The organism is Streptomyces sp. NPDC003284 (assembly GCF_053589675.1).
In genome coordinates, this window is the sequence record NZ_JBSFSI010000009.1 from 154,195 (window position 1) to 167,183 (window position 12,989).

Here is a 12,989-nt window from a genome sequence, read left to right on the forward strand (position 1 = left end):
CGCCGGTGATCCCCACCGGCCGGTCCGGCACGACCCCCGAAGGAGGGGACACCATGCGGAAGACACTGCCCGTCATCAGCACCGGTCCGACAGCGGGGTCGGGCAGCTGTTCGACCGCCGCCACGGCACCGGCGGCCCGCCCCGGACTGCCCCGCTGGCGCCGCCGCGGTCTGCGCATCGCGCTGGTCCGCCATCACGACCTGTGCCTGAACACCCGTCAGATCACCCAGATCCAGAAGCGGGCCGGAGTGCTGCCGCACCTCGGGCTCGGCTACATCCACACCGCGCTGAAGACGGCCGGCTTCCACAACGTCATCCAGGTCGACACCCCGGCCCTCGGCCTGGACGCCGAGGGACTGCGCCGCCTGCTCGCCGACTTCGCGCCCGACCTGGTCGGCGTCAGCACCACCACGCCCGGACTGCCCGGCGCCGTCGAGGCCTGCCAGGTGGCCAAGAGCACCGGCGCCAAGGTGATCCTCGGCGGCCCGCACACCGAGGTCTACGCGCGCGAGAACCTGCACCACGACTGCATCGACTACGTCGGTGTCGGCGAGGGCATCACGATCATGCCCGAGCTGGCCGAGGCGCTGGAGCAGGGCGACAGGCCCGACGGCATCCGCGGTCTGGTGAGCCGCGAGAGCGACGGCGGCGCGGCGCCCATGGTGAACCTGGAGGAGGTCGGCTGGCCGGAGCGCGGCGGACTGCCCATGGACCGCTACTACTCGATCATGGCGCCCCGGCCGTTCGCCACGATGATCTCCAGCCGCGGCTGCCCCTTCAAGTGCAGCTTCTGCTTCAAGCAGGCCGTCGACAAGAAGTCGATGTACCGCAGCCCCGAGGACGTGGTCGGGGAGATGACCGAGCTGAAGAAGCGCTGGGGGGTGAAGGAGATCATGTTCTACGACGACGTGTTCACCCTGCACCGCGGCCGGGTCCGGGAGATCTGCGCGCTCATCGGCGAACAGGGCCTGAAGGTGCGCTGGGAGGCGCCCACCCGAGTGGACCTGGTGCCCGAGCCGCTGCTGAAGGCGATGGCCGGGGCGGGGTGCGTGCGGCTGCGCTTCGGCATCGAGCACGGCGACCCGGAGATCCTGCGGCGGATGCGCAAGGAGAGCGACATCGCCAAGATCGAGAAGGCCGTCACCTCGGCGCACGAGGCCGGGATCAAGGGGTTCGGCTACTTCATCGTGGGCTGGCTCGACGAGAGCCGGGAGCAGTTCCGGCGCACCATCGACCTCGCCTGCCGGATCCCGCTGGACTACGCGAGCTTCTACACGGCGACCCCGCTGCCCGGGACCCCGCTGCACACCGAGTCGGTGGCCGCGGGCCGGATCCCGAAGGACTACTGGGACAGGTTCGTGCAGGGCGAGTTCGACAGCCGGATCGGCTATCTGGTGCCCGACGCGCAACACCGGGCCCAGGCCGCCTACCGGGCGTTCTTCCTGCGCCGCACCATGGTGAAGCCGCTGCTGGGCCACATGGCCGCGACCGGCCAGTGGCGCAACACCCTGGACGGCCTGCGCAGCCTGGCCCGGTCGACCTCCAACACCGACCGTGACTTCTGACGCGCCGGGCCCGGACACCCGCCCCCGCCCGGGCCCGCCGCCCCGCCTCAACACCCCGCTCCCCGCCCGCTCCCCGGCCCGCCGCGCCGAACCCTGGTGGCTGCGCCATCCGCGCCGCGCCATGGCCCGCGGCTTCCGCCCGCCGCCGTCCTGGGCCGTGCCGGTCCGCCACGTCCTGCCGGACGACGACGGCGGCGGCCGGGACGGCCGGGACGGCCCGAAGGAGCCCGGCGGGCAGGCCGGGCAGGGCGGGCAGGACACGTCCGGTGCGCCGGACGGCACCGGACGCACCCTCGCGGCCCCGGACGAAGTACGGGCCGTGGCCGCCGCGTTGCGGCGCGAGGTGCCGCCCGCGCTGGCGCTGGTCGCGCCGACGTACGTGGCGCGGGGGACGCTCGCCGAGCAGGAGCAGCGGCTCGACGCCCTGCTCGACCAGCTCGCGAAGGCCGGTGCGACGCACCCCGAGGCCCCGTTCGCGCTCTTCGTGGGCATGCAGTGGTCCTGCGCCGAGGAGGAGCGCGAGGCGCTGCGGCGGCTGCGGGCGCTGGTGGGCCGGGCCCGGGACCGGCTGCCCCGGCTGCCGGTGTGCGGCCTCTCGCTGCCCGGTCCGGGCAAGCCGCGTACGCTCAACGCCGCGATCGAGGTGGCCGAGGCGCTCGGCTGCGTCGGCGTGGGCTGGGTCGACGACGACGTGACGCTCGACGAGGGCTGTCTGGCCCGGCTGACGCGCGACTTCCTGGCGGCCGGCTGCCGGGGCGCGGTGGGCGCCACGAAGGTGCCGCACACCAAGGAGTTCGCCACCTCAAGGCTGCTGGCCCGCGCCAAGGCCGTCGCGGCGCCCGCGACCACCTACCCGCACGGCTGCTGCATCCTGGTCGCCACCGACGTGGTGTCCGGCGGGCTGCCGGGCCGCTATGTCTCCGACGACGGCTACATCTGCTTCCGCCTGCTCGACCCGGACCTGCCCGATCCGCTCGCCCGGCTGCGGCTGGTACCGGACGCCCGCTGCCACTACTTCGTCGCCGGACCGGCGGGCGAGACCCGCCGCCGGATCCGGCGGCTGCTGCTCAACCACCTCGTGGACCTCGCCGACTGGCCGCTGCCGGTGGCCCGGTACTACTTCCGGCACGTCCTGTTCTCCGGGCTGTGGCCGCTGACCGGCTTCGACGGTTCCCGGGGGCTGCGGCACGGCGTGCGGAAAGCGGCCGTCAAGTGGCTGTACTTCGCGTGGTTCGCGGGCGTGGGCGCCGAACTGTACCTGCGCGGGCTGGCCGGACGGCCGCTGCGCCGCATCGAGTGGGCCCCGTACTCGGCGGTCCGCACCCCCTCCCCCGCTGACCAGGAGCGCCGATGAAGGTACTGTCCCTGCACTCCGCCGGTCACGACACCGGCGTCGGCTACTTCGAGGACGGCCGGCTCGCGTTCGCCGTCGAGACCGAACGGCTCACCCGGGTCAAGCACGACCACCGCAGCGACATCGCCCTGCGCCATGTGCTGTCCCAGCCGGGTGTGGACGCGGACGGGATCGCACTGGTCGCGGTGAGCACACCGGTGCGCAGCGCGCTGCTGAAGATCCCCGACCTGGACGAGGCGATGCGGCGCATCCAGGCGGGTGCGCCGCACCACCGCACGGTGTGCGAACTGCTGGGGCGGCGGGTGGAGTGCGTGGTCGTCACCCACGAGGTGTCGCACGCCGCGCTGGCCGCGCACTACGCCGGGCACGAGGACGGCACCCTGGTCCTGGTCAACGAGGGCCGCGGCCAGCTCACCCGCAGCTCCCTGTTCCGGGTGGACGGCACGGAGCTGACCTGGCTCGCCAAGGACCCGCTGCCCTGGTACGGCAACGGTTTCGGCTGGACGGCCATCGGCCACCTGCTGGGCTTCGGCAAGAGCCCGAGCGTGGCCGGCAAGGTGATGGCGCTGGGCGGCTACGGCACTCCCGATCCGGCCGTCCGCGAGCAGTTGGCGGCCGTCGACCCGCGCGTGATGCACGATCTGGGCCTGGCCGAGGAGGTACGGGCCCGGCTCGCACTGCGGCCCGAGTTCGCCCCGGAGTTCGAGACAGCCGCCCATGTGGTGGCCACCTTCCAGGAGTTGTTCACCGAGGCCGTGCACGCGGTCCTCGACCGGTACGCCACCCGCACCGCGACCGGGGTCGGACCGCTGGCGCTGGGCGGCGGCTGCGCGCTGAACATCGTCGCCAACTCGGCGCTGCGCACCGCCTTCGGCCGGGACCTCACCATCCCGCCCGCCTGCGGCGACGCGGGCCATCTGGCGGGGGCCGGGGTGTACGCGCTCACCTATGTGCTCGGTCAGCGGCCGGACCCTGTCGGCGTCTACGGCAACGGCACCGGCGAGGCCCGCTCCGACGTCCTGGACGCGCTGGACGCCGCGGGTCTGACGCCCCGGGAGTACGACGCCGGGGCCGTGGTGCGGGTGCTGGCCGAGGGCGGTGTGGTGGCGTACACGCAGGGCGCAGCCGAACTGGGGCCGCGCGCGCTCGGACACCGCTCCCTGCTGGGCAGTCCGGCGGTGCCGGGGATGCGCAAGCGGATGAGCGAGGAGCTGAAGCGGCGCGAGTGGTACCGGCCGCTGGGCGCGGTGATGCGCGAGGAGCGCTTCGCCGAGCTGTTCCCGGGCGCGCACCCCTCGCCGTACATGCTGTTCGAGTATCTGCTGCCGGAGGGGACCGCGCCCGAGGCCCGGCATGTCAACGGCACCTGCCGCGTCCAGACCCTGGGGCCGGGCGAGCGGCGGCTGCACGGGCTGCTCGCCGCCTTCGAGGCCGCCACCGGGGTGCCCGCGCTGATCAACACGTCCCTGAACGGGCCCGGCCGGGCCATCGCGCACACGGCGGCGCAGGTGCTGGAGGACTTCGCGGACAGCGGCGTCGACCTGTATGTCTTCGACGAGGTGATGGCCCACCGGGACGGATCCCGGTAGGCCGCCGCCGCGCCGCGCGCGGCGGTCAGGGCACCGTGTGCAGCGGGAGCAGCCGGTCCAGGACGTCGGTGGTGTACAGCTCGGTCACCGCCTCCAGGCCGAGGGCGGCCGGCCGCTCCCGCACCGCGTCCAGGGCGTCGGCCCGCAACTGCCCGAGCAGCGCGGCGACTTCGGCGGCGGGAACGGCGCCGGTGCGCATCAGGTGTCCGAGGTTCCCGGCCCGTTCGCCGTTGCGGTCGTAGTCGGTGAGGTCGTCGGCGATGGTGATGATCGTGCCGAACGCCTCGGCGAAGCGGCGGGCGGGGCCCACGGATCCGGTCGCCCGGCCGCAGATCGCGGCCAGCGCCCCGTAGCAGCCGAGGAAGGACGCCCCGTAGGTGCTGGCACCGGCCCGCCAGCCGTCGAGGTCGCGGGCGCGGTGGCTCTTGACGCGGATCTGGCCGGTGCACACGGTGGTGAAGTCGTGCTCCAGGAGGTCGGTGACGGACCGGGGGTCCTCGGCGAGGGCGCACATCTCCCGCAGTGCCGTCAGGTGCAGATGCAGGCACAGGCAGGCGAGTTCGACGCGGCTCAGCCCGGTGTCGTCGTCCATGAGGTCGTCGAGCAGTTTCATGGCGACGATGTCCAGAGCGAGGGCGCGGGCGACCCGGGCGCGCAGCGGCGGGTCGCCGATCCACTCGGTCAGGAAGTGCGGCACCCGCAGATAGAGCCGCAACGCGGCGGTGTGGGCGACGAGTTCGGGCGATCCGCCGTTGCGGGCGACGAAGTCCGTCACCCGGTCGCGGTTGGCGGACTCGGTGGCGAGCATGGCGGTGGTGTACGGGTCGGGCAGGGTCAGGGTCACCGGGTGCCTCCCGCCATCTCGGTGAGGGTGGTGCGCCAGTCCAGGTGTTCCAGCGCCCCGGCGAAGCCCACGTAGTCGGCGCCCGCCTCCAGATAGGCGTCGACCTGTTCGCGGCGGCGGACGTTGCCGCTGACGAAGAGGATCTGGCCGGGGTCGAGCCGGTCGCGGAAGCGGCGTACCACCTCGGCGGGCACCCGTGCGTGGCGCGAGTACAGGTAGACCAGGTGGAAGCCGAAGCTGCGGGTGACCGCGATGTGCCGGTCGATCTGCTCGGTGCCCGCGGTGGCGACCGGTACGGTGCCGAGCAGGTCGCCGGTCCTGCGGTCCTCGCCGAAGGTGAGGGCGACGGTGAGCAGCAGTTCGGGCCAGTCGGCGCGCTCCGCCCGGCCGGGCAGGGCGGCGACGGTCTCCAGGCAGCTCTTCCAGACGTAGTAGTCGTCGCGGGAGCCGAGCAGGGCCGGGAGCAGCACGGCGTCGGCGCCGCGGGCCAGCGGGAAGCCCAGGCCCTTGCGCGGCGGGAAGTGCAGCAGCACCGGAAGGGAGCTGGCCTCCTTGATCGCCGCGACGTAGGGGTCCATACGGGTCTCGAAGGACTCGTAGTCGGTGCTGGCCAGGATGAGGGCGGGGAAGCCCAGGTCGTCGAGGACCTTGGCCTTCTCCACGGCCTCCTCCTGGGGCACCTTGAACGGGTCGATGATGTGCACCGGTCCGCGGGCGTGACCGCGCAGCCGGGTGAGGACGTCCCCCGGGCCGAGCAGTGGTGGCGCCGTGCGGACGGGGTCGTGCGGGACCGGGTGCGGTGTGGTGTTCACCGGCCTTACCCCCTTGTCGTCCGGTCGTGGGTCCGGTCGCCGGGTGCGCCCGGCGCCGTCACGCGCGGGGCGCGTGGTCCGGCCGCCGCGGGGCCGGCGGGGCGACGGCGGCACCGGCTCTGGCCAGTGCGGCGACGACGGACGCGGTGGTGTAGAGCGCGTTGTTGTCCAGGACCAGGGAGCCGAGTGCGGCCTTGCCGCTGCGGCCGCGCTCCCAGCGCTCGCGTGCGTCGGGGTCGCGTTCGGTGGGGCCGGGGACCCGGCACCAGGCGGAGGGATGCCAGCTGCCGTCCGCTCTCTGACTGTCCGTCAGGTACTGCACCGCCCGGTGTCCGGCGTCCGCCGTCGCGGCCCCGCCCCCGGCGGTGACGGCGCGCAGCGCGAAGGCGGTGGCGAAGGCGGAGCCCCGGGGTTCCTGCGCGGTGCGCACCGCGCCGTCCGGGCCGATGCGCCGCGCGGCCCAGCGGGCGGCGTGGCGTGCGTAGGGGCTGGGCGGTGCGGGCCGTCCCGCGGTGAGCGCCTCGGCGGCCAGGGCCGTGGGGTACTCGCGGTCGGGCCACCAGTAGGCGGGCCAGGCGCCGTCGGGGCGCTGGATGCGGCGGAGCCGGTCCAGGAGCCGTGCGCGCACCGGCAGTCCGCGCAGTCCGGCGGCCGCGGCGGTCACACAGGGGTGGCTCGCGTACCAGGCGTCCCAGCGGGGCGCCACGCGTTCCAGGAAGGGCTGAGCGGTCTCGGGCAGATAGCTGGAGACGCCGTCGTCGGGCTGGAGGTGGGCGGCCACGAAGCGGTATCCCTCACCGGCGCGGGGGTCGTCGTCCTCGCCGAGTGCCTCGGCCAGGCGCAGGACCCAGGAGGTGATGTCGGCGTCGCCGGGCACCTTCGGGCAGTAGCCCCAGCCGTCCGTGGGGCCCCGGGAGCCGCGCAGCAGCCGCCATGCCCCGGCCGCCGCTGCGCGTGCGGGTCCTTCGGGCAATTCCGCCAGGGAGGCACCGACGAAGGCGGTGGCCCAGAATTGTCCGGGGCCGCGGACTTCGTAGTCGTTCCACCAGCCGTTCTCGTCGCGGGCCGACCGGAGGAATTCGGTGGCCGCCGACAGGGCCTGCCGCACCGGTTCATCGAGAGGTAATCGCTGAGCGCCGTTCACGTACTCTCCTTTCCGCGGAGAGGCGACGAGCCGGGCCACCGAGCCGGCGCGCGCTCATGCGGCGGCGGCCGGAGGATTTCCCGATCCTACACGCGTTCGTTTGGGCGAGGTAGGGCCGGATTTTCCCGGGCGGAAACACACCGGCGGTGCCGGGCCGGGAGCGTACCGGCCGGGCACCGCCGAGGAGAACACCGCGTGCGGGGTCTTCACACGAATCGCATGTGGGCGCGGCGGCGCAGCCGTACGGACATCACCGTGCCGCTCGCCACCGCGAGCAGCGCCGCCACGACGAGGGCGTGCGCGGTTCCGGAGGTGAGGGAGCCGTCGGCCGCGCCGTCCACGGCGTAGGTGATGATCTCCCGGGTGGACCAGAAGGGCAGCGCCTTCGCGGCGCTCTTGGCCGGGTCGACCACCATCTGGGCGCCGATGACGCAGATCAGCAGCAGGGTCCCTTCCAGGTCCCGGGGCACGGCCAGGCCGAGCAGCAGTCCGAGCGGGACCGCGACCAGCGTGGTCAGGGCCAGTTCGGCGGCCACGGCCTGCGGGTGCGCCACCTGCTGGTCGGTGGTCACGACGACGGCGTACAGCGCGGAGACGAGCAGTCCGGCGACGGTCAGCGCGAGGGTGCGGCCCAGGAAGATATGGCGGGGCCGGAAACCGGACAGGGCGAGGCGGGGGGCGAGCTGACGGCCGGTCACGGCCGAGAAGAGGGCGGCGGTGCTGACGGCGAAGCCGACGCCGAGGCTGGCGAAGCGGATGGCCTGCCCGGCCTGGTCGTGCCGGCCGAGGTAGAACACCAGCGGCACCAGCAGGAGCAGCCCCAGGACGCCGCGGCGGCGCAGCAGTTCGCGCAGCGTCATCTCGGCCATGCGCAGGGTGCGGATCACCGGCGGGCCCCCCGGGTCGCGGGGGTGAGGTCCAGGACGTGGTCGACCTGGTCGAGCTGGTGGAGCAGGTGGGTGACGACGACGACCGCCCGGCCCTCCTCGCGCCAGCGCCACACGTTCTGCCAGAAGTCGACGTAGGAGCCGCGGTCGAAGCCCTGGTAGGGCTCGTCGAGCAGCAGGACCTCGGGGTCGGCGAGCGCGGACAGGACGACGTTGAGTTTCTGCCGGGTGCCGCCGGAGAGGTCCTTGGCGAGGGTGGTGCGGGCCACCGGCCAGTCCAGCCGGGCGGCGAGTTCGCGGCCGCGCCGGTCGGCGTCGGGGCGGCTCATGGCGGCGCCCGCGCCGAAGAGGGTGAAGTGCTCGCGCGGTGTGAGGAAGTCCATGACACCAGCGTCCTGCGGGCAGTAGCCGAGCCGTCCGGCGACGGTGACCCGTCCCTTGTCCGGACGGACGAGCCCGGCGCAGATCTTCAGCAGCGTGGACTTGCCCGCCCCGTTGCTGCCGACGACCGCCGCGACCTCGCCGGAGCGGACCGCGAGATCGACGCCGTCCAGGACGCGGCGGCGGCCGTAGCGCTTCACGATGCCGCGCGCGTGCAGCAGGACGTCGCGTCCGGCGTCGCCGGACGTGCCCGCCGGCCGCTGTGCGGCGTTCGGTGCGTACTCCATGGGTGTCACCCTCCCGCCGTCGCCCGCGGCGCGTGGCGCGGAACTCGGGCCTGTGTGCCGGTGGTTGCGGGTCCGCGGCCGGCTGGGGCCGGGTCGCCGGATGCCGGACGGCCAGTGTGCCGCACCCGGCCCGTCCGGCCCGCCGCCGGGGCGCCGGACCCGGGCGGACCGGTCCGCCGCCGCGGGTTCCGCCGTACCCGTGCGCCACTTCTTCCGTCCCGCGTATCGCGTGCCCCGGGTAAAAATCATCCGGGCCTTTTTCGGTCGTTCTCTTGATCCGTTCCATGCATTCTCGTCGGCCTTCCCATGGAATTCGGCCAGGGTCTCCTCCGGGTGTTCCGGCGGCTGTCCGGCGAATTCACCGAAAACACACAACCGCACCACGGTCATTTCGGCCAGAGCGCCCTCCACCGGAGTGCGCGGGACACCCGCTCTTGTGATCAGTCGGCGGCGCTGGTTAGCGTACGCCCGTCGCCCTGTCGAAATCCGCCGTATTCCCCGCGTGATGCGGCGGTCGTGAAATCCACTCCTTCTCGCCCCGCGGGGCGTGGGTCCGGCGAAGGGACGGGTATGCGTGGGGGCATCGAGGACGGCCGCCTGTGGTGGCAGCGCGCGGTGGCCCGCGGATTCGATCCGGTGCCCGCGCCCGACGGACCGGTGGCGCTGGTGCGCGGCGGCCGGGTGCTGCCCGGCCACGACGCGCCGGCCTCGCTGCCCGGCGGCGGGCTCGGGGTGCTGCTGCCCACCTATGTCGCCCGCTGCGGTCCCGCTGAACAGCGCACCGCGCTGCGGCACGTGCTGGCCGCGCTCGCCGAAGTCCGCGCGGCCCGCCCGGAGCTGCCGCTGACGCTCTGGCTCGGAATGCAGTACGGCCCGGGAGAACTGGCCGAGGCGGTGCGCCGGTTGCGCGAGCTGACCGGGCCCGGGGCCGGGAACGAGACCGGGACAGTGCGGGCGGGCGCGCCCGCCCCGCCGGACGTGGTCGGCTTCGCGCTGCCCGGTCCCGGGAAGATCCGCACCGTGAACGCGGCGCTGCGGCTGGCCCGGCCGCTGGGGCACACGGGCTGGCTGTGGACCGACGACGACGTACGGCTGGCCCCGGGCTGTCTGGTCCGGCTCGTCGACCGCTTCCTGGAGCGCGGTGCCACCGGCGCCGTCGGCGCGCACCTGTCCGCGCTGCCGCGCGCCTCGGCCGCCGCCCTGACCATGGACCGCGTCTCCCGGGTGACGGCGCCGCCCGCGCCGTACCCGGCGGCGGCCTGCATGCTCGTGGCCGCCGATGTCCTGGCCGGGGGCATCCCGGCCCGGCGGCTCGCGGACGACGGCCATGTGCTCTTCGCCCTCCTGGACCCGGCCGCGCCCGATCCGTGGCACGACCTGGAGGTGCTGCCCGAGGCGCGGGGCTCCTTCTACCGGGTGGGCCGCGCCCACGACACGCTGCGGCGGCTGCGCCGCTCCCTGTACAGCCATGTGACCTGCACGGCCGACCACCCGTGGCCCGCCGCTCGCGTCTACCTCACCGAGGTCCTCTTCCACGGCCTGTGGCCGCTGGCGCCCTGGGACGGCTCCGGCGGACCGGTGCGGGGCGCGAAGCGGTGGGCCGTCAAGGCGGTGCAGGCGGCGTGGTTCTGCTCGGTCGCCGCGGGCCTGGCCGCCCGCGGCGCCCTGGGGCGCCCGCTGCGGCAGGTGCCGTGGGGCGACGACGGTGACTTCCGCAGCCCGGCGGCCGAGGGGCGGCCCGGGGCCGTACCGGCGGCCGGGCACTGACATGGGACGGCCGCGTGGCGCGGCCCGGGAAGGAGACTGCGGTGCGGGCAACGGCACAGGGGGATCCGGCGGTGACCGTCATCCTGCCGCACTACGACTGCGCGGCCTATCTGGGCGCCGCCGTCGCCTCGGTCCTCGGCCAGGACCGGCCCGATCTGCGGCTGGTCGTGGTCGACGACTGCACGCCCGGCGAGAGCTGGACCGAGGCGCTGCGCCCGTACACCGGTGACCCCCGCCTCCGTGTCCTGCGCGCCTCCCGCAACGTCGGGCATCTGCGCCTGAAGAACGAGGTGCTGCGCCGGGTGGACACCCCCTACGTGGCCTTCCAGGACGCCGACGACATCAGCATGCCGGACCGGCTGCGCCACCAACTGGCCCTGCTGGAGCGGGACCGGGCCGATCTGGTCGGCTGCGCCTACGAGTACATCGACGCCGAGGGGCACGGCTCGGGGCGGCGCCGGATGCCGCGCAACGGCAACCTGTGGCTGCGGCTGGGCCGTTCGACCGTCCTGCTGCACCCCTCCAGCGTGGTGCGCCGCGAGGTGCTCGAACGGCTCGGCGGCTTCGACGGCACCGTGCGGCTGGGCGCGGACACCGACTTCCATCTCCGGGCGGCCCGGCTGTTCCGGCTGCGCAGCGTGCGCCGTGTCCTGTACCGCTACCGGATCTGGCCCGACTCCCTGACCCAGGCGCCGGACACCGGTTTCGGCTCCGCGCGGCGCCGGGCCTACACCGAGGCCATGAACGCGCAGGAGGCCCGCCGCCGCGCCGCCCGCACCCGCGAGGAGCTGCTGCCGCTGCTGGTCGCCCCGCCCAACGACGTCGAGTTCACCCTGCACCCGGTGGCACCGGCCGGATGAGCGCGCGGACGAGCACCGTGAGCGCGGCGGACTTCACCGTGGTCGTGGCGGCGCCCGAGGGCGACGCGGAGCCCGCCCTGCGGTCCGTGGCCCGGCAGTCGCCGCCGCCCGCCGCGGTCGTCCTGGTCACCGGGGGCGGCCCGGCGCCGGAGGCGGCCGATGTGCGCCCGGTCCGCGCGGCCCCCGGTGCGGCGGGCGACGCCTGTACGGCGGCGGCCCGTGCGGCGCGCACCCCGTACGTGGCGTTCCTCCAGGGCCGGGACGAGGTGCTGCCGGGCTGGCTGGAGCAGTTGGCGCGGGCGGCTGCCGAGGACGCGGCCCTGATCGAGTGCGGTGTGCTGCGGCTGCGGGAGAGCGGTCTGATCGACGGCATCACGCTGCCGCCGGAGGTGCCCGGCGGGGCCGACGTCGCCTACGCGGTGCGCCGCGACCTGCTCGGCGAGCCGGACGGACCGGTGCGCGGCGGCGGCCGGTACGCCAGGGTCACCGTGCCCCGGCTGCTGGTGCGCCGCCGCACCGGCGAGGGCGCGGCCACCGGCGCGGCGGCCCGTGCCGCGCGCGCCGACGTCCTGCGCGCCGCCTCCCTGGGCTCGCGCGCCGCCGAAGGGGACAGCGAGCCGCCCCGGCCGGGCCGCCGCCCCGAACTGGTCTCGGTCGTGCTCCCGGTGCGCGACGGCGCGCTCACGCTGCCCGCCCAACTGGACGCCCTCGGCCGCCAGACGTACGAGGGGCCCTGGGAGGTCCTCGTCGTCGACAACGGCTCGGCGGACGGCACCCGCGAGGTGGCCCGCGCCGCGCGTGCGGTGCTGCCCGCGCTGCGGATCGTGGACGCCCGCGACCGGGCGGGCGAGAGCTACGCCCGCAACCGCGGGACCGCCGAGGCGCGCGGCGATCTGATCGCCTTCTGCGACGCCGACGACGTGGCCGCCGAGGGCTGGCTCGCGGCGCTGGCCGCGGCGGCGCCGGACGCCGCGCTGATCGGCGGCAGCCTGGACACCGCCCTGCTCAGCCCCGCCCACGCAGACGAGCAGCCGCTGCCGATGACCGCGCAGACCGACTTCCTGCCCTTCGCGCGCGGCGCCAACTGCGCGGCGTGGAAAGAGGTGCTGGACGCCGTCGGCGGCTGGGACGAGAACTATGTGGGCGGCGGCGAGGACATGGACCTGTCGTGGCGGGTCCGGTTGTCCCACCACCGGCTCGGCTACGCCCCCGACGCCCGGATGCACTACCGGCTGCGTGCCGAACTGTCCTCCCTGGCCCGGCAGAAGTGGAACTACGGCCGCTCCGGTGCCCGTCTGTACGACGCCTACCGGCACGCCGGGTTCCGGCGGCGCGACGGCACGACCGTCCTGATGAACTGGTCCTGGCTGCTGCTGCACTCCCCCGACCTCGCCCGCTCCCCCGGTCTGCGCCGCCGCTGGGTCCGCTACGGCGCCCGGCTCGCGGGCTTCCTGGCGGGCAGCGTGGAGCAGGGGGTCGCCTATCTGTGAGCGCGGGGG

Annotated in this window: 11 protein-coding genes; 6 read left to right on the forward strand and 5 right to left on the reverse strand. The window is 74.7% G+C overall.

What is annotated here, in order from left to right; all coding sequences use genetic code 11:
• Positions 1-53: 53 nt before the first annotated feature.
• Genes ACWDYF_RS20780 through ACWDYF_RS20790 form a run of 3 tightly spaced genes read left to right on the forward strand, consistent with a single transcriptional unit; the run spans position 54 to position 4,508 of the window.
• Positions 54-1,565 carry a B12-binding domain-containing radical SAM protein gene (locus ACWDYF_RS20780; RefSeq protein WP_018569827.1) on the forward strand — a complete coding sequence of 504 codons (1,512 nt, stop codon included), beginning with the start codon at positions 54-56 and terminating at the stop codon, positions 1,563-1,565.
• Positions 1,555-2,919 carry a glycosyltransferase family protein gene (locus ACWDYF_RS20785; protein WP_389464822.1) on the forward strand — a complete coding sequence of 455 codons (1,365 nt, stop codon included), beginning with the start codon at positions 1,555-1,557 and terminating at the stop codon, positions 2,917-2,919. Before ACWDYF_RS20780 ends, ACWDYF_RS20785 begins: the two co-directional genes overlap by 11 nt.
• Complete coding sequence (locus ACWDYF_RS20790) at positions 2,916-4,508, forward strand: carbamoyltransferase C-terminal domain-containing protein (RefSeq protein ID WP_389464819.1); 1,593 nt, start codon at positions 2,916-2,918, stop codon at positions 4,506-4,508. The genes ACWDYF_RS20785 and ACWDYF_RS20790 overlap by 4 nt, the downstream gene beginning before the upstream one ends.
• Positions 4,509-4,533: 25 nt before the next feature.
• On the opposite strand, the gene ACWDYF_RS20795 is transcribed toward ACWDYF_RS20790, so the two are convergent.
• The 5 genes from ACWDYF_RS20795 to ACWDYF_RS20815 form a co-directional block, all read right to left on the reverse strand.
• Positions 4,534-5,352, reverse strand: a complete 819-nt coding sequence (locus tag ACWDYF_RS20795) for a Moenomycin biosynthesis protein MoeN5 (protein ID WP_389464816.1) — start codon at positions 5,350-5,352, stop codon at positions 4,534-4,536.
• Positions 5,349-6,164, reverse strand: a complete 816-nt coding sequence (locus tag ACWDYF_RS20800; protein WP_026252855.1) for a geranylgeranylglyceryl/heptaprenylglyceryl phosphate synthase — start codon at positions 6,162-6,164, stop codon at positions 5,349-5,351. Before ACWDYF_RS20800 ends, ACWDYF_RS20795 begins: the two co-directional genes overlap by 4 nt.
• Positions 6,165-6,222: 58 nt before the next feature.
• Entirely contained in the window at positions 6,223-7,308 is a 1,086-nt protein-coding gene (locus tag ACWDYF_RS20805) for a hypothetical protein (RefSeq protein WP_389464812.1), read from the reverse strand.
• A 206-nt stretch (positions 7,309-7,514) separates the two neighbouring features.
• The gene (locus tag ACWDYF_RS20810) at positions 7,515-8,195 is read right to left on the reverse strand and encodes a hypothetical protein (RefSeq protein ID WP_389464809.1); all 681 of its coding nucleotides are present in this window, start codon (positions 8,193-8,195) and stop codon (positions 7,515-7,517) included.
• On the reverse strand, positions 8,192-8,863 hold the full coding sequence (locus ACWDYF_RS20815) for an ABC transporter ATP-binding protein (protein WP_389464806.1): 672 nt from the start codon (positions 8,861-8,863) through the stop codon (positions 8,192-8,194). Before ACWDYF_RS20815 ends, ACWDYF_RS20810 begins: the two co-directional genes overlap by 4 nt.
• A 570-nt stretch (positions 8,864-9,433) precedes the next feature.
• On the opposite strand from ACWDYF_RS20815, the gene ACWDYF_RS20820 reads away from it, so the two are divergent.
• From ACWDYF_RS20820 to ACWDYF_RS20830, 3 genes are read left to right on the forward strand one after another with little or no spacing between them, the layout of a single operon-like run.
• A complete protein-coding gene (locus ACWDYF_RS20820; protein WP_389464804.1) occupies positions 9,434-10,630 on the forward strand; it encodes a glycosyltransferase family protein in 1,197 nt (398 codons plus the stop codon).
• Between the two features lie 41 nt (positions 10,631-10,671).
• Positions 10,672-11,490 (forward strand): glycosyltransferase family 2 protein, encoded by an 819-nt coding sequence (locus ACWDYF_RS20825; RefSeq protein ID WP_389464801.1) that lies wholly within the window; start codon positions 10,672-10,674, stop codon positions 11,488-11,490.
• A complete protein-coding gene (locus tag ACWDYF_RS20830) occupies positions 11,487-12,980 on the forward strand; it encodes a glycosyltransferase (RefSeq protein WP_389464798.1) in 1,494 nt (497 codons plus the stop codon). Before ACWDYF_RS20825 ends, ACWDYF_RS20830 begins: the two co-directional genes overlap by 4 nt.
• Positions 12,981-12,989: the final 9 nt, after the last annotated feature.